The following is a 17,013-nucleotide window of genomic DNA, read 5'->3' as shown; positions in this document are numbered from 1 at the left end:
CCGCGCCCGATGACAAGTCGGAAACACGGCAGGTCCGTCCGGATAGACTGGCGCGATGCCGAGCGACGCAATTGTGCAACCTGTCACTGCAGAGTTGACCGGTCGCGAAGCGCGGTGGGAGCGACACAACTCCGAGCGTCAGAAACGGATACTCACCTCGGCGGTCGAACTGATCGAAGAGCGTGCGGCAGGTGCCGAGGTGTCCGTCCAGCAGATCGCCGATCGTGCCGGCCTCGCCAAGTCGGTGGTGTACCGCCAATTCAGCGGCCGAGACGACCTCGATCGACGAGTGCGAGCGTTCGTGCTCGGCCAATTTGCGGCGGCCCTGGATGCTTCGATGAGCATTTCGGTAGGCACTCTCGACCAGATCCTGACCCGAACCATCAGCGCCGTCGCCGAGTGGATCACCGAGCATCCGCGGATTCACGAGTTCATGGGTACCGGCCCCACCGACTACGACGACGAGAGCATCGACGCGATCAGCAGTCTGAAGGCCACAATCGCCGACTCCGCCCGCACCACTATCACCGAAGTCGGTCGATCCGTGGGGATCGACTCCTCACCCTTCGATTCACTACCGTTCGCAGTGGTGACAATGGTCGAGGGCACGCTCACCCACTGGGTCCGAAGCACCGATCCGAAGCCGAGCCGCGAAGAGATCGTCGCCGACCTCGCGAAATACACCTGGTACATGTTCGACGGCGTTGCCCGCTCGAGCGGACTACAGATCGATCCCCATGTCGAATTGTCCACGCTCATAGCCGAGCTGGTGTCCTCCGACGGAGGAACTTCGCGGCCGGACTAGATCCGGGTCTTGTCGGAACGCTTCGGCTCGCCGCGGTAGCGGGCGTAGTCGCCGTCGATGCGCAGCTTTCGCCACGCACGCTTCGACACCGGATTCATCAATCCGAGTTCGTCTGCCAGGGCTCGCATTTCGCCGAAGTAGTTACCCAGGATGCGGCGTGAATGCGGGCTCCCCCAGAAGGCGCTCTTCATCACCTCGTCCGGGATTCCAAATTCTTCGGCGAATTCCTTTGGCGGTGACATGATTTCACCCGCAAGCCAACGCATCGCGCCGGGGAAGGCGACCGATGTGATGGCTCGACTCGTACGACTGAGTCTGGGGACGTGATTGCGCAGGAACTCGTGAGCAAACGAGATGTGTCTCGCTTCTTCGGCGATGTGAATCTCCATGGTGCGGAGCATCGCCGGCGGCGTGTCCTTACCCTCACGGATGAGATCCTTCTGGAAGTGGTCGATCGGTTCTTCACCAGCCAGAATGCCGATGAAGAAGATGACCGGGAACTTTGCTCCCAGCACTCCGATGATCGGCGACAGCCGCCGGAACATCGGACGCATACCCGGCACGTCGATGTCCATGCGATTGACGAGTTCCTGGAACATCTGGATGTGATTGCACTCTTCGGTCATCTCGTGCAGGCAGTACCGGAACTCAGGCGACTGGTTGGGTAGCGCCACGATGTATTGCAGCATTCCCCGGATCAAGATGCTCTCGAAGGCCGAACCCACCTTGGTCACGTTCGCCTGACGCCACATTCCCATGGCGATTCGACGCTCCAACGACTGATCCTGGTACCACTGCGTCGCCCCGAGGGGGTCCGACACGGACGAGAGCACCCATCTCGGATCATGCGGATCGATCGCGAACTCTGGTGAATCCCAGTCGATGTCGAGATAGGGATCGAAACTGCGGGCAACTGAGCCCTCGGACAAAGTCTGCAGTACCTGGTGGTACGGCTTTTCCACTTCGATCGACGCTGACCGAGCCATCGGTGTCTCCTCACGGCCAGTCCGTCGATTGCAGTCGACGGACTTGAATGAGGTCAAACATAATGGGACACCGCGTCCCACGCAACCCCCTCGGGGGCCTATTTCAGGCCCGACGCAGCGGGATGATCTCGCGAACCTTCTCGTCCCGGAGATACAGTCCCGCCCACATGACGATTCCGGTGTAGACGGCAAACAGGGTCGTGCTCAGCAGAGGCTGTTCAGCTCGAAGGTTGGTCAACACCGCTCCCCCCAGGTAACCGGTGAGCAGAATCGCGCCGAGTATCGACGTTCGCGGAATCACGTACAGCGCAAGGCAGATCAGTTGCACCACCCCAGCCGTCAATGCCAGCGAGTCCGGCAACCCAAGTTCAGCCGACGCATCCTTGACTGTCTGAAGGTTGAGAATGTGAATGATGCCGTCGAAGAGCATGAAAACGACGAACAGCCCACTCAGGACGTATCCGAGCTTGCGAGCCGTGGCCGAAGGTGTCGTCGTCGTGGCGTTACCGGAAACAGTTTCGTTGTGGACGGGCTGGGTGGTCATCGGAATCTCCTGGGGCGAAGGCGAGCGGCCGGTTGCCACTTCGCTTGCAATTACGACTCCCGAGCGATCGAAAACTCATCGCGCCGGCCGTTACAACGCACCCGGCGTTCAGGACGATTCACCTCACGTGGTCTGATGGACGGTGACACGGGGTGCCGAAAAAGTCGGCTGAGATCAGACCCGATGAACCTGACCAGTTAGCACTGGCGGAGGGATGTCGACATGACCGAACAGCAATTTCAGCGCGCACTCAGCCTGGACGAGCAGATCGTTCTGATCACCGGTGGCGCCCGCGGGCTCGGCGCCGCACTGAGCCGAGCATTCTCCCGCTCGGGCGCCCGCGTAATCGTGAACTACAACAAGAGCCGCGATGCCGCCGAGGCCCTGGTCGCCGAACTGGGTGAGGATCGCACCTTCGCAGTCCAGGCGGACGTGACGGACCGCAGTTCCGTCGACCAGTTGTTCTCCGCTGCACGCGAGAGATTCGACGCACCGATCTCGACCGTGGTCGACAATGCACTGGTCGACTTCTCGTTCAACGGCGATGCACGGCCGAACGCGGACACGATCACCTGGGCCGACTTCGACTCTCAACTACGCGGAGCTGTTGCCGGAACACTCAATACCACCCAGGCAGCGCTACCAGGCATGCGCGAACTCGGCTTCGGCCGAATCATCACTGTCGGAACCAATCTGGTCCAGAATCCGGTAGTTCCGTACCACGACTACACCGCTGCCAAGGCCGCACTGTTGGCACTGACACGGACGCTGTCCGCCGACCTCGGTCCGGACGGGATCACAGTCAACATGGTCTCGGGCGGCTTGCTCCGCACCACCGATGCGAGCGCCGCAACACCGGAAGCCGTGTTCGACATGATCGCGGCAAGCACTCCCCTGCGCCGAGTCACCACGCCGGACGAATTTGCCGACGCTGCACTCTTTTTCGCCTCCCCATGGTCGCGGGCCGTGACCGGCCAGAACCTGGTTGTCGACGGCGGACTCGTCAAGAACTGATGGGCGCACAGCTGCGGATAGGTGCGTTCCTGCTCGGTTGCGGACATCACAGTGCAGCATGGCGTCATCGCGACTCACCGGTCGAAAGTCTCGGCGACATAACGTATTACGAGTCGCTCGCCCAGATCGCCGAACGCGGCAAGCTGGACGCCGTCTTCTTCGCTGACGGTCACAGTGTTCGCGAACCCGAGTCGGGTGCGTCGTGGTTTCTCGAGCCGATCACCGCATTGACTGCCATGGCACGAGCGACAGCGGACATCGGCCTGGTGACCACCATTTCCACCACTTTCTACACGCCGTTTCACGCGGCGCGACTGTTGGCCTCGCTCGACCACATCAGCGGCGGACGGGCCGGCTGGAACGTCGTGACCTCGATGTTCGACCAGGAGGCGCGCAACCACGGACTCGAGGCGATGCCCGATCATGCATCCCGATACGAACGAGCCGACGAATTTGTCGAAGTGGCCCTCGCATTGTGGGATTCATGGTCGGAAGACGCGCTGATTCTCGACCGGTCGGGGCGTTTTGCCGATGCAAACAGGATTTCTCGAATCGATCACGACGGCAAACATTTTCGGGTGGACGGGCCGTTGACGGTTCCGCGCTCCCCGCAAGGCCGGCCGGTGTTGTTCCAGGCCGGGGCGTCCGAGCAGGGTCGCGATCTGGCGGCGCGTCGCGCCGAGGCAATCTATTCGGTTGCCTACGACTTACCCAGCGCACAGACCTACTACGCGGACGTGAAATCGAGAATCGAGCGAGCCGGCCGGGATTCGAGTTCGGTCGCCGTCATGCCGGGACTGGTCACCTACGTCGGCAGCACCGTCGCCGAGGCCAGGGCGAAGAAGGCCGAACTCGATCTCCTGCTGCCCACCGAACAGTCGATACGCCAACTCTCGTTGTTCACCGGACAGGATTGCGAGAACTGGGATCTCGACGGGCCCGTGCCCCCGTTGCCTCCACTCGAAGCGTTCACCGGGCCGCAGGGCCGCTACGCCACTATTTTGCGGATCGTCGAGAAGGACGCACCGACTGTGCGGGAACTCCTCGGGACGCTCGCTGCGGGTGGTGGTCACGCAACGATGATCGGAACACCGGAGTCGATTGCCGACGAGATGGGATCCTGGTTGAACGGCCGCGGTGCCGACGGTTTCAATCTGATGCCGCCGACCTATCCGCAGGGTCTGGAAGATTTTGTCGATCACGTGATTCCGGTGCTGCAGGCGCGTGGGTTGTTCCGTCGCGAATACAAGGGAGCGACTCTGCGAGAAAACCTCACCTAGTCCGGCAGTAGCGGCACCGACAGGTCCGGATCGCGTCCCAGGAGCACTCCCCTCGTAAGGGCCGCGGAGCCGAACTTCTTCCGGACACTGTCCATTGCCGAGTCGAGGGCGGCAGTGTCCGGACCCGCGAATCCTGGACCGTCGAAGGGCAATTCGAGTTGTTCGGCGCCGTCCCGATCCAGGTTGGAGACAGCGACGCCGATCAACGTGATGCCCTTGTCCGCGATCATCGGTATCGCTTCGTCCAGCAGCACCATCGAGGCGTTCAGCAATTCCGCTGTGTCGGCGGTGGACCGGCGCAGCGTGTGAGATCGAGTTGCCCGCGTGAAATCCGCGAAGCGGAGCCGGAGCGTGACCGTGCGCCCCGTCCGCTGCGCCGAACGCATGCGTCGACTGACACGGTCGACAAGGGACATCAACGACGCATCGAGTTCTGCGCGGGGATGGGATCCGCGACCCAGCGCATGCTGAGCACCCATCGAACTGCGGCCACGATAGGCGCGGACGGGGCGCGGATCTCGATTGTGTGAGAGTGCGTAGAGATGGCGACCGGCGCCGCCCCCGAGAATCGAGACGATCGAGGATTCGTCGTGCCGCGCGATGTCACCCACCGTCACGATGTCGAAGTTTCGCAGCTTCTGGGCCGTGATCTTGCCGACGCCCCACAGCTTCTCGACCGGCAAGGGATGCAGGAACTCGGTCTCGCCCTCCGGCGGCACTCGCAGCAATCCGTCGGGTTTCGCGAATGCACTGGCGACCTTGGCCAGGAACTTGGTGCGTGCGATTCCGACCGTGATCGGTAGTCCGACCTGCTCGGCCACATCGCGTCTGAGGTTGGCTCCGATCTGCAGCGGGTTTCCCACGATCTTGGCGAGCCCGCCGACCTCGAGAAAGGCCTCGTCTATGGAGATTCCTTCGACCAGCGGCGACGTGTCGTGAAAGACGTCGAACACGTCTTTGCTCGCCTGCGAGTACGCCGACATTCGCGGAGGGACGACTATCGCCTGAGGACACAGTGATCGGGCCTGACCACCGCTCATGGCTGTGCGAACCCCGAACGCCTTGGCCTCGTAGCTTGCCGCCAAGACCACCCCACCACCGACGATGACCGGCCTGCCGGCCAGAGTCGGGTCGTCGCGTTGCTCGACTGATGCGTAGAACGAATCGAGGTCCGCATGCAGGATTGTTGCGTCACCTGTGGACCGACTACCGCCAGAATGATTACCGCCGGAACGAGTATCGCCGGGGTGCTCACCTGGCGTTTCTTGGTCCAGCGGTTCATATGACACGAACATATGTTCCCATGACCCACCGACACTGCGTAAGGTTCGGAAATAGATTCCATGGAATTAATCACGAATCGGGCGTACGGTGAAAGAATGATTCCACGGAATGCATATCGGTTCGGAGTCTGCTCGTGACCAGATCAGCCCTGAGCAGGCACTTCGACAACCTCGTCCGCTTCGAAACCGAACTGTGGACGGCCGTCGACCAGCGACTCCGAATCGAGCACGACCTGCCACTGAGTCGATTCGAGCCGATGCAGATCATCGACAGGCTCGGCTCCTGTCGGATCTTCGACATCGCCGAGGCCCTCGCGATCACCGTCGGTGGCACGAGCAAGCTGGTGGATCGAATCGAAGCGGCTGGACACTGCCGTCGAAAATCCAATCCCACCGACAAACGATCCTCACTCATCGAGTTGACTCCCGAGGGCAATGAGCTGTTGCGGCGGGCGAAGGCAACGTTCGACGACGAATTGGAGCGCCGTCTCGGTTCCGTGCTGACGCCCGACGCTCTCGATCGGTTCGGCGCCACACTGGCCACGCTGCGTGAAGCCAATCGAAACCTGACACCGACCACGAAGGAAAAAGCATGACCGACACAATGCGCGCAATCGTGCTCGACGCCCCCGGCCCGCCAGAAGCATTGACTATCAAAGTGATTCCGATACCCGTGCCGATTGCGGGCTGGGTACTGGTCCGGGTGAAGGCATTCGGCCTCAATCGATCCGAACTTCACACCCGCCTCGGCCTCGCCGAAGGCGTGACATTCCCGAGGGTGCTGGGCATCGAGGCCGTCGGCGAAGTGGTGAACTGCCCCGGCGGGGAGCTCACCGAAGGCCGGCAAGTCGCCGCCATGATGGGTGGGATGGGGAGGACGTTCGACGGCGGTTATGCCGAGTACACGTGCGTTCCCGTCAGTCAGGTCGTTCCCTTCTCGAGCGAACTGGACTGGTCGACAGTGGGAGCTGTTCCCGAGATGCTGCAGACGTCCTACGGCTCGCTGACGGTAGGACTGGACGCGAAATCCGGTCAATCCCTGTTGATCCGGGGAGGAACCTCCTCGGTCGGCATGGCAACCGCAGTCCTGGCGAAGCAGTGGGGACTCACTGTCCTTGCGACCACCCGAGATGCGAACAAAGCGTCGTCGTTGACCGCGATCGGGGTTGACCACGTTATCGTCGACGACGGTGCTGTGGCCGGCCAGGTTCGAGACATCCTCCCGGGCGGTGTTGATCTGGCCCTCGAATTGGTCGGAACACCAACACTTCCCGACACGTTGCGCGCGACCCGCGTTCACGGCACCGTGTGTTTCACGGGAATGCTGTCCAACGAGTGGACAGTCAAAGACTTTTATCCGATCGACTACATTCCACGCGGAGTGCGATTGACCTCGTACGGTGGGGACGCGTCCGACCTGCCTGCCGGCGTACTGCAAGACTTCCTCTCCGCTGTGGCGTCAGGCGAGGCGGTGGTACCGATCGACGAGGTGTTCGCGTTCGAGGACATCGCGCGAGCACATGCCAAGATGGAAGCCGGTACGGCACGTGGCAAATTGGTAGTTGTGCTCTGACCTGGCTTCTCACACCACGAATCGATAACCCATTCCTGCCTCGGTGATCAGATGCTTGGGGTTCGCCGGGTCATCCTCGAGCTTCCGACGAAGTTGAGCCAGGTAGACACGTAGATAGTGGGTCTCGGTGTCGTACGCCGGTCCCCACACTTCCCGAAGCAACTCCTTCTGCCCGACCAGCTTTCCGCGGTTGCGCACAAGCATCTCGAGCATGCCCCACTCGGTCGGAGTCAGGTGCACCTGTTCACCGCGCCGACTCACTGTTTTCGCAGCCAAGTCCACCGTGAAGGACGCGGTCTCGACCGACGGTTCCGAAGTGTCCGCCGCGGAGGTTCCCCGCCTCGCCGCAGCGCGCACGCGGGCCAGAAACTCGTCCATCCCGAAGGGCTTGGTGACGTAGTCGTCCGCACCGGCGTCGAGAGCCTCGACCTTGTCCGCGGAATCCGTGCGCGCCGACAGCACGATGACCGGCGCCGTGCACCAGCCACGCAGGCCGGCAAGCACTTCGGTGCCGTCCATGTCGGGCAGTCCGAGATCGAGTACCACGACGTCCGGTGGACGCTCGGCAGCAGCCCGCAAGGCACCGGCGCCCGTCGACGCGGTCACCACCTCGTACCCGCGCACCGAAAGATTGATACGCAGAGCTCGCAGAATCTGCGGTTCGTCGTCCACTACCAGGATTCGACTCATGATCCATTCCCATTCGTACCGGCCGCAGCCAACTCCACGATCATCGTCAATCCCCCACCAGGTGTGTCTGTGGCGCTGACTGTTCCGCCCATCGCATCGACAAATCCGCGCACCACGGAAAGTCCGAGGCCCACTCCGCCGGTGTTGTCGCGATCTCCCATCCGTTGGAACGGCTGGAACATCGTTTCGGCCTCACCTCGCGGAACACCTGGGCCCGTATCGGCAACACTGATCACCACACGATCACCGAGTTGCGCCGCCCCGACGCGCACCGGGGTTTCTCCCCCGTAGCGCAGAGCGTTGTCGACGATGTTCGCAATCACCCGCTCTAGCAGACCTTGATCTGCTTGCACTGCAACGGTACCCACGTCGACGACTACACTTCGAGCCCGCGAATCCGAGCGTCCACCGATGCCGAGGCCCAGCAACGCGCGGTGAACCACCTCGTCCAGATACACCGGCCGCAGCGTGGGTTTCACCACCCCGGCGGCAAGTCGGGACGAGTCGAGCAAGTTCCCGACCAGCGCCGTCAACTGATCCGCCGACTCCTCGATGGTTGCCAACAATTCAGCGGTGTCTTCGGGCGAGAACTCGATGTCGTCGCTGCGCAGACTCGACACCGCCGCCTTCACTCCGGCGAGAGGCGTTCGCAGGTCATGGCTTACCGCTGACAGCAGGGCTCGACGCAGTTGATCAGCCTCGGTGAGCGCGGCAGCCTTGCTCGCCTCGACTGTCAGTTTCTCCTGGCGGATCATCCCAACTGCTTGGTGAGCCACCACCGTCAGCACTCGTCGATCCCGCGCACTCAGGTCGGGCCCAGCCAACAACAGCGCGTATTCCCCGTCGTTGACCTCACAGACCGTATCCGCTTCGTCGTCCGTGGTCGGCGGCTGCGTACCCACGGCGGCGATGACTCCGTCGTCGTGATGAATGACGGAAACCCCTCGCTGGCGATAGATTTCGAGTGCCTTCGCCAGAAGTGTCGACAGATCCGCTCCGCGGAGAACTGATCCCGCGAACAGTGTGAGCAGTTCGGCTTCCTCGGATGCGCGCTTCGCCTCGCGGGCGCGCTTTGCTGCGGCGTCGACCAGAACGGCAACTGCCACAGCCACGATCAACAGCACGACAGTGGTGATGAAGTTGTCAGGTTCGGCGATGGTGAAGCTGTACCGCGGATCGGTGAAGAAGTAATTGAGCAGCAGTCCCGAGATCAGGGCCGACAATATCGCCGGGCCGACGCCGCCGAGGAGGGCGACCAGAACGACCACGACGAAGAACAGCGCGTTCTCGCCGTTGACCCCGGAGATTCGGTCGACGAGACCCATGATCGCGGCCGCGAGCGAAGGCACGACGATCGCCGCAATCCACGACAGGACCCGGCGCTCCGAGCGCCCCAGCACCGAAATGCGTCGTCGCGCCGTCGCTTCCTCGTGCGTGACCATGTGAACGTCGATACCACCGGACTGCTGAACCACCGCAGCGCCGATCCCCTCGTCGAGGATGCGAGCCAGGCGGGAACGCCGCGACGTTCCCAGCACCAACTGTGTGGCGTTCTCCTCACGCGCGAACTCGAGGAGCGTCGACGGTACGTCGTCACCGACAACAGTGTGAAGCGTGGCGCCGACTCCGACAGCCAACGCGCGCACCTTGCCCATCTCGGGGGCCGAGACACCGGTGAGTCCGTCACCGCGTACGACGTGGACCACCATCAGCTCGGCGCTCGACTTCGACGCGATTCGAGATGCGCGTCGTACCAGGGTTTCCGACTCCGGTCCCCCGGTCACGGCAACGACGACACGCTCGCGCGCTTCCCAGGTATCGGTAATCTTGTTCTCGGCCCGGTATTTCGCCAGTGCGGCGTCCACCTGATCGGCCACCCACAGCAGAGCCAGTTCGCGTAGCGCCGTGAGGTTTCCGCGTCTGAAGTAATTGCCCAAGGCCGCATCGACCCGTTCCGGTGAATACACGTTTCCATGAGAAAGTCTGCGGCGCAGCGCCTCCGGGGTGATGTCGACCAGCTCGACCTGCGCCGCACTACGCACTACCGCGTCCGGAACCGTCTCCTGCTGAACCACGCCGGTGATGTGCGCGACAACGTCGTTGAGGCTTTCGAGGTGTTGCACGTTAACCGTGGACAGAACGTCGATCCCGGCTTCGAGCAGTTCCTGTACGTCCTGCCAGCGCTTGTGATTCTTGCTCCCTGGCGTGTTGGTATGTGCCAACTCGTCCACCAGGACAAGGGCCGGACGCCGAGCCAACACGGCCTCGACGTCCAGTTCCGGCATCCGTGTTCCGCGATAATCCACCAGCTTGGGCGGCACTGTTTCGAGGTCTCCGATCTGCGCCGCGGTGCGGGCGCGGCCGTGTGTCTCCACGACGGCCGCGACCACGTCACAGCCACGATCTCGACGCCGATGAGCCTCACCGAGCATCGCGAAGGTCTTTCCGACGCCAGGCGCAGCGCCGAGGTAGATACGCAATTCACCACGTTTGCGTGCCCTACCGAAAGATTGACCGACCTTCTCCGAAGAACTCACGTGACAATCATCCACCAGTCGTCGGTGCAGCACACGTAGGTGCCGTCAATCCGAGTGCCAGGTTCAATTCCAGGACGTTGACTCGCTCGGCTCCGAGAAATCCGAGTTGCCGACCGTCGGTGTGCTCGGCCACCAAGTCCCGCACCTGGTCTTCCGAGATGCCGTTGTTCGCCGCCACCCTCGCGACCTGCAGTTCGGCGTACGCCGGACTGATGTGGGGATCGATACCCGAGCCCGAACCGGTGACTGCGTCGACGGGAACCGATGCCGGGTCGACACCTTCACGTGCCGCGATGGCTGCCCGGCGCTCGATGACGAATCCGGCCAGAATCTCGCTGCTCGGCCCCTGGTTGGACGGCAGTGCCGCAGCGGGATCACCGGTGGCAAACGGATCCTCGTCCGAAACGGATCCGACAACACGATTGTGGAAGAACGGGTCCTGATGCCCTTCGGCGACCTGCGGATCGACACCCACCCAGGCACTGCCGACCACGCAACCGGCGGCATCGGTGACCGGTGAGCCTTCGGCAGATCCGGAGCTGATCCGGCTGACACCCCACACCGCGGCGGGATAGACCACACCGAGAACGACGGTGAGCGCGAGCAATACGAGCAAACCCGCCCACACCTGTTTGGCAAAACCGATAGTGAAACGCATGTCAGGTCACCCAATTCCAGGAATCAAACGTACGACGAGATCGATCAACCAGATACCGACGAACGGTGTGATCACACCGCCGAGACCGTAGACGAGCAGGTTACGTCCGAGCAACTGCGATGCCGTCGACGGTCGGTATCGAACGCCCTTGAGTGCCAACGGAATCAAACCGATGATCACCAAGGCGTTGAAGATCACGGCCGAGACGATCGCCGATTCGGGGGTGGCGAGACGCATGATGTTCAACGCGTCCAGCTGCGGGTAGATGCCGCTGAACAAGGCCGGCAGGATTGCGAAATACTTCGCCAGGTCGTTCGCCAACGAGAATGTGGTCAACGCGCCGCGGGTGATCAGCAATTGCTTGCCGATTTCCACCACCTCGATCAGCTTGGTGGGATCGGAGTCGAGATCGACCATGTTCCCGGCCTCTTTGGCTGCCGAGGTTCCCGTGTTCATCGCGACCCCGACATCGGCCTGGGCAAGGGCGGGAGCATCATTGGTCCCGTCACCGGTCATCGCGACGAGACGTCCGCCTTCCTGTTCCTTCCGGATCAGGGCCAGTTTGTCTTCCGGGGTGGCCTCCGCCATGAAGTCGTCGACGCCCGCCTCGTCGGCAATCGCCTTCGCGGTCAACGGATTGTCGCCGGTGATCATGATCGTGCGAATACCCATCGCCCGGAGTTCGGCGAACCTGTCAGCCATTCCCGGCTTGACGACGTCGGACAACGCGATCACGCCGAGGATCGAGGTACTCTCACCATGCTTGACGGCAACTACCAGCGGCGTTCCGCCCGCTTGGGCGATGTCGCCCACGGTGTCGGTCACCGCGCTCTCCGCGTGTCCACCGCCACTGACGACCCAGTTCATCACCGCATCTGCTGCACCCTTTCGGATTTGGCGTCCGGAGTGGTCGAGTCCGCTCATCCGGGTTTGTGCCGTGAACGGAACGAACTCTGCGCGTTCCTCGTCCAGCGTCGGCTCGGCAGCAAGACCGAACTCCGCTGCGCACAGCTCGACGATGCTCCGTCCCTCGGGAGTTCCGTCGGCCAGGCTCGACAAGCGAGCTGCCGCAGCAAGATCGTCGGCGGATACACCGGGCGCCGGATGGAGTGCGGTGGCCCGGCGGTTACCGAAAGTGATGGTTCCGGTCTTGTCCATCAACAGGGTGTCGATGTCGCCCGCAGCTTCCACCGCGCGCCCCGACATCGCGAGAACGTTGCGCTGGACGAGGCGGTCCATGCCCGCGATACCGATCGCCGAGAGCAGCGCTCCGATGGTCGTCGGGATCAGGCAGACGAGAAGTGCGATCAGCTTGATCGGATCCTGCTCGTGCCCCGCATACAAGCCCATCGGGCCGATGGCTACGACGGCGAGGAGGAAGATGACGGTCAACGACGCGAGCAGGATGTTGAGCGCAATCTCGTTGGGTGTCTTCTGACGTGAAGCACCCTCGACGAGCGCGATCATCCGGTCCACGAACGAACTGCCCGGTGCTGCGGTGATTTCCACGACGATGCGGTCCGAGAGAACCGTCGTACCACCGGTGACGGCGCACCGGTCACCACCGGATTCACGGACCACCGGCGCGGATTCACCGGTGATCGCCGATTCGTCTACGGAGGCAATACCTTCGACCACGTCGCCGTCGCCGGGAATGACCTCGCCGGCAACCACTATCACCCGATCGCCGACCACCAGTTCGGTGCCGGAAACCGATTCGATCGCACCGCTCATCGTGATCCGATGTGCTGTGGTGTCCTGCTTCACCTTTCGCAGGCTCGCCGCCTGCGCCTTGCCGCGCCCTTCGGCCACGGATTCGGCGAGGTTCGCGAAGATCACCGTGAACCAGAGCCACAGGGTGATCACCCAGGAGAACACCGAGGGATCGGCGATCGCCATGACAGTGGTGATGACGGAACCGACGAACACCACGAACATGACCGGGTTGCGGGCGAGGTGGCGTGGGTCGAGTTTGCGCACGGCCCCCGGCAACGCGGTGATCATCTGCCGCGGGTTGAAAACGCCTGCGTGTACTTGACGGGACTGCCCTGGATCAACCTTGTCGGCAGCGTCTTGCGCTACCACGGGTTTCTCACTGATACGCACGGTCATTGAAGAGCCTCCGCTAGCGGGCCCAGCGCGAGGGCCGGGAAGAATGTGAGTGCAGCAACAAGAACGACGGTGCCGGTCAACAAACCCGTGAACATCGGTCCGGACGTCGGGAGGGTGCCGGCCGTCGGCGCCACCTTCTTCTGCGAGGCAAGAGCACCGGCCAAAGCGAGAACGAAGATGATCGGCAGGAATCGGCCGAGAAGCATGCAGATTCCGAGAGACGACTGGAACCAGTCGCTGGTGACCGTCAGACCGCCGAAGGCGCTGCCGTTGTTGTTGGAGGCGGAGGCGAAGGCGTAAAGCACCTCACTGAACCCGTGGATCGATCCCGGCGTGCCCGGATCTCCCCCATTGCCTTGATAACCGGTGGTCGAACCGAGGATGACGGTGATGGCGGTACCGATCAAGACCAGCGCGGGCATGACCAGAATCGACAGCGCCGCAAGGGTGATCTCGCGTCGACCCAACTTCTTGCCGAGATATTCGGGCGTGCGACCGACCAGCAGTCCGCCGACGAACACTGCGATCAATGCCAGCACAAGAATCCCGTAGAGGCCGGTTCCGACTCCACCTGGCGCAATTTCGCCGAGCAACATGTTGAGCAGGACCGCGCCGCCGCCGAGGGGTGACATGCTGTCGTGGGCCGAGTTCACCGCGCCCGTCGACGTTCCCGTGGTCGCCACCGCGAACAACGCCGATCCGGGGATTCCGAAGCGAACTTCCTTGCCCTCCATCATCGAACCAGCTGCTGTGGCGGCAACACCGCGTGCGCCGGATTCGGCAGCGAGCGTGACTGCGAGCAGCCCGCTCCACAGGATTCCCATCACTGCCAGCAGGGTGAGGCCTTGCCTACGATCCCCGACGAGAGTTCCGAACGTTCGGGTGAGGCAGACCGGAATCAACAGAATCGCCAGGATCTCGACGACATTGCTCAACGGGGTGGGGTTCTCGAACGGGTGCGCCGAGTTGGCAGCCAAGATCCCGCCACCGTTGGTGCCGAGTTCCTTGATCGCTTCCTGGGACGCGACGGGGGCCAGTGCATTGGTGACCGCATTGCCGTCGAGGCCGGTGGAGGCGAAACCGCTGTGGAACGACTGGATCACTCCCTGGCTCAACAGGATCAGGGCGATCACGAAGGAGAACGGGAGGAGGATGCGCAGAGAACCACGCGTCAGATCGACCCAGAAGTTGCCGATCTCGCCGCCCCTGGCCACCCGAATGAAGCCGCGAACCAATGCGATGGCCACCGCCATGCCGACCGCTGCCGAGACGAAGTTCTGCACCGCCAGACCGACGGGCTGAACGAAGTTGCTCATCGTCGTTTCCGGCGTGTACGACTGCCAGTTGGTGTTCGCCACAAACGAAATCGCGGTGTTGAACGCTACGGCAGGACTGACCCCGGACAGACCGTCACTCAGCGGCAGTACTCCCTGAATCCGTTGCAGGAAGTACAGGAACAATGCGCTGGCCAGCGAGAATCCGAGAACGCTTGCGGCGTAGCCGTACCACGTCTGCTCGGCCCTGGAGTCGATCCGACCGACGCGGTAGATCACACTCTCGACCCGAAGATCTCGCGTCGACGAGTAAACACGCGCCATGTAGTCGCCCACCGGAACGTAGGCGATTGCCAGAACGACGAGGACAAAAGCGATCTGCAGGCCGGCTGCAAGAGCGGGCGACATCAGAACCTCTCAGGATCTACGAGTGCAACGAGCAGGTAAATGACCAATGCCGCGGCGACGGCGATCAGAACCACGCTGACCACACCGGCAACCGTCATTTGGGAGCGCTCGCCTGTAGGGCGCGCAGTACCAGCGCGCACACGAGAAAACCGCCGAGAATCAGAGCAACGTAGGCCAGATCGGCCATGAGCTTCCCTCTTCGAAATCTTTTGCCGTGCTGCTGTGCATCGCAGCCATGACGCGCGGTCGCCCTCGACCGGATGCGCTCTCTCAGCTTCGACCTCCGGAAAGGCCGATTCCGCGTCTCTGACGATCCGCTTACGCACTGACCTGGCGTCTTGACGCGATCTTGACGCGAAACCGAAGTTCACTAATACTGAAACAAGTTACTGTTCGTTCGAACGAACAGTTTTGCGAAGGGAACCTGATGACTTCTCGAACCGACCACGATCTCGCCCCCGGTCTTGTCGACCAGGTTGCGAGTCTGGCCTCGGGCGCCACCTCGTCCGTCGCGGCCACGGAGGCAACGCTGAGCCGGATCGAGGCCACTCAGCCTCACCTCAATGCGTTCAAGATCGTGCGGCGAGAGAAGGCACTCGAGGAAGCTGCCGAGGCCGACAGACGTCTCGCACGCGGCGAGCGTCTGCCGCTGCTCGGTGTGCCGATCGCAGTGAAGGACGACGTCGACATCACCGGCGAACCCACCGCCTTCGGTTGCCCTGGCGATTTCCCGGCCAAGACCGAGGACTCGGAGATGGTTCGACGCCTCCGCGACGCCGGCGCAGTGATCGTGGGCAAGACCAACAGCCCGGAATTGGGCCAGTGGCCCCTTACGAGCGGTTCAGCCTTCGGTTACACGCGCAATCCGTGGTCGCGTCACCACACTCCAGGCGGATCGTCGGGCGGCACCGCCGCGGCCGTCGCCGCCGGATTGGTCAGCGCCGGAATCGGTTCCGACGGTGCCGGTTCCATCCGAATCCCTGCGGCCTGGACCAACCTCGTCGGAATCAAACCGCAGCGCGGGCGCATCTCCACCTGGCCCGACGCCGAAGCGTTCTACGGCCTGACGGTCAACGGCCCGCTCGCTCGCACCGTCGCCGACGCGGCACTGCTGCTCGACGTCGCTGCCGGCAACCATGACGGCGACCTCCACAAGCCGACACCGGTCACCGTCAGCGACGCGGTGGGACGCGACCCCGGAAAACTGAAAATCGCGCTTTCCCTTCGCAATCCGTTCACCGCCACTCCCGTGAAGCTGGACCCGGAAGTGCGCCTGGCCGTGCATTCGATCGCCGACACGCTGCGGGAACTCGGACACCACGTCGTCGTCGACGATCCCGCATACGGCCTGATCTTCGGCCTGAACTTTCTGCCCCGCTCACTCGTCGGGGTCCACGACTGGCTCGGACGCGTTCCCGACCCGACACTCGTCGATGCCCGAACACGTGGAAATGCACAGAACGGCAAGCTACTTCGCGGCGCACCTCTGCGCGCGGCCCGCGCGGCCGAGCCGCGGATGCGAAAGCGGATCGGAGCGATCTTCGACACCTACGACGTCGTCCTGGCACCCACGACGGCAACTCCACCGATCATGGCGACCGCGATCGACGGCATCGGTGGCTGGGACACAGACAAGGTCATGACCGGCGCCTGCCCCTACGCGTGGCCGTGGAATGTCCTCGGCTGGCCCTCGGTCAACGTGCCGGCCGGATTCAGCAAGGCCGGCCTGCCCATCGGTGCGCAGTTGATGGGCAACGAGAACACCGAACCTCTGTTGGTCTCCCTCGCTTCACAATTGGAATCGGTCCTGCGTTGGGATCAGGTCCGACCCGAGCCGTGGTGGTGACCC

Annotated in this window: 15 protein-coding genes and 1 riboswitch; of the genes, 6 read left to right on the top strand and 9 right to left on the bottom strand. The window is 62.8% G+C overall.

The window, feature by feature from the left end; all coding sequences use genetic code 11:
* Positions 1–55 precede the first annotated feature (55 nt).
* Positions 56–805, top strand: a complete 750-nt coding sequence (locus tag YH3_RS23635) for a TetR/AcrR family transcriptional regulator (RefSeq protein WP_003944575.1) — start codon at positions 56–58, stop codon at positions 803–805.
* Here the strand turns inward: YH3_RS23635 and YH3_RS23630 are convergent.
* Both YH3_RS23630 and YH3_RS23625 read right to left on the bottom strand, forming a co-directional pair.
* The gene (locus YH3_RS23630; protein WP_064444123.1) at positions 802–1,791 is read right to left on the bottom strand and encodes a diiron oxygenase; all 990 of its coding nucleotides are present in this window, start codon (positions 1,789–1,791) and stop codon (positions 802–804) included. The two genes, YH3_RS23635 and YH3_RS23630, sit on opposite strands and share 4 nt — an antisense overlap.
* A gap of 103 nt (positions 1,792–1,894) precedes the next feature.
* Positions 1,895–2,335 carry a DoxX family protein gene (locus YH3_RS23625; protein WP_003944516.1) on the bottom strand — a complete coding sequence of 147 codons (441 nt, stop codon included), beginning with the start codon at positions 2,333–2,335 and terminating at the stop codon, positions 1,895–1,897.
* A gap of 138 nt (positions 2,336–2,473) precedes the next feature.
* A riboswitch (TPP riboswitch) is annotated at positions 2,474–2,567 on the top strand.
* Here YH3_RS23625 and YH3_RS23620 point away from each other — a divergent pair.
* Both YH3_RS23620 and YH3_RS23615 read left to right on the top strand, forming a co-directional pair.
* Entirely contained in the window at positions 2,558–3,349 is a 792-nt protein-coding gene (locus tag YH3_RS23620) for a 3-oxoacyl-ACP reductase (protein WP_064074774.1), read from the top strand. Its footprint overlaps the riboswitch before it by 10 nt.
* Positions 3,349–4,629, top strand: a complete 1,281-nt coding sequence (locus tag YH3_RS23615; protein WP_064444122.1) for an LLM class flavin-dependent oxidoreductase — start codon at positions 3,349–3,351, stop codon at positions 4,627–4,629. Before YH3_RS23620 ends, YH3_RS23615 begins: the two co-directional genes overlap by 1 nt.
* On the opposite strand, the gene dinB is transcribed toward YH3_RS23615, so the two are convergent.
* Positions 4,626–5,924, bottom strand: a complete 1,299-nt coding sequence (gene dinB, locus YH3_RS23610; protein ID WP_082920632.1) for a DNA polymerase IV — start codon at positions 5,922–5,924, stop codon at positions 4,626–4,628. The genes YH3_RS23615 and dinB overlap by 4 nt on opposite strands.
* Positions 5,925–6,046: 122 nt before the next feature.
* Here dinB and YH3_RS23605 point away from each other — a divergent pair, with 122 nt between their 5' ends.
* Together YH3_RS23605 and YH3_RS23600 are read left to right on the top strand one after the other, a co-directional pair.
* Positions 6,047–6,508, top strand: coding sequence for a MarR family winged helix-turn-helix transcriptional regulator (locus tag YH3_RS23605; protein ID WP_064444121.1), 462 nt, complete (start codon positions 6,047–6,049; stop codon positions 6,506–6,508).
* Positions 6,505–7,485: a zinc-binding alcohol dehydrogenase family protein gene (locus YH3_RS23600; protein WP_042924097.1), complete on the top strand. Its 981-nt coding sequence runs from the start codon at positions 6,505–6,507 to the stop codon at positions 7,483–7,485. Before YH3_RS23605 ends, YH3_RS23600 begins: the two co-directional genes overlap by 4 nt.
* Positions 7,486–7,494: 9 nt before the next feature.
* On the opposite strand, the gene YH3_RS23595 is transcribed toward YH3_RS23600, so the two are convergent.
* From YH3_RS23595 to kdpF, 6 genes are read right to left on the bottom strand one after another with little or no spacing between them, the layout of a single operon-like run.
* On the bottom strand, positions 7,495–8,175 hold the full coding sequence (locus tag YH3_RS23595; RefSeq protein WP_003944545.1) for a response regulator: 681 nt from the start codon (positions 8,173–8,175) through the stop codon (positions 7,495–7,497).
* Entirely contained in the window at positions 8,172–10,712 is a 2,541-nt protein-coding gene (locus YH3_RS23590) for a sensor histidine kinase KdpD (protein ID WP_003944466.1), read from the bottom strand. Before YH3_RS23590 ends, YH3_RS23595 begins: the two co-directional genes overlap by 4 nt.
* A gap of 7 nt (positions 10,713–10,719) precedes the next feature.
* Positions 10,720–11,370, bottom strand: a complete 651-nt coding sequence (locus YH3_RS23585; protein ID WP_030536605.1) for a potassium-transporting ATPase subunit C — start codon at positions 11,368–11,370, stop codon at positions 10,720–10,722.
* A 6-nt stretch (positions 11,371–11,376) separates the two neighbouring features.
* The gene (kdpB, locus tag YH3_RS23580; RefSeq protein WP_007731079.1) at positions 11,377–13,482 is read right to left on the bottom strand and encodes a potassium-transporting ATPase subunit KdpB; all 2,106 of its coding nucleotides are present in this window, start codon (positions 13,480–13,482) and stop codon (positions 11,377–11,379) included.
* The gene (gene kdpA, locus YH3_RS23575) at positions 13,479–15,164 is read right to left on the bottom strand and encodes a potassium-transporting ATPase subunit KdpA (RefSeq protein WP_003944472.1); all 1,686 of its coding nucleotides are present in this window, start codon (positions 15,162–15,164) and stop codon (positions 13,479–13,481) included. The genes kdpB and kdpA overlap by 4 nt, the downstream gene beginning before the upstream one ends.
* Entirely contained in the window at positions 15,164–15,262 is a 99-nt protein-coding gene (kdpF, locus tag YH3_RS23570; RefSeq protein ID WP_007731078.1) for a K(+)-transporting ATPase subunit F, read from the bottom strand. The genes kdpA and kdpF overlap by 1 nt, the downstream gene beginning before the upstream one ends.
* Positions 15,263–15,591: 329 nt before the next feature.
* Here kdpF and YH3_RS23565 point away from each other — a divergent pair, with 329 nt between their 5' ends.
* Positions 15,592–17,010: an amidase gene (locus tag YH3_RS23565; protein WP_064444120.1), complete on the top strand. Its 1,419-nt coding sequence runs from the start codon at positions 15,592–15,594 to the stop codon at positions 17,008–17,010.
* Positions 17,011–17,013: the final 3 nt, after the last annotated feature.

It is taken from the genome of Rhodococcus sp. YH3-3 (assembly GCF_001653035.1).
Taxonomy (GTDB): Bacteria; Actinomycetota; Actinomycetes; order Mycobacteriales; family Mycobacteriaceae; genus Rhodococcus_F; species Rhodococcus_F qingshengii.
The sequence above is the reverse complement of the archived record's forward strand: the minus strand, read 5'-3'. Positions and strand labels throughout refer to the sequence as shown.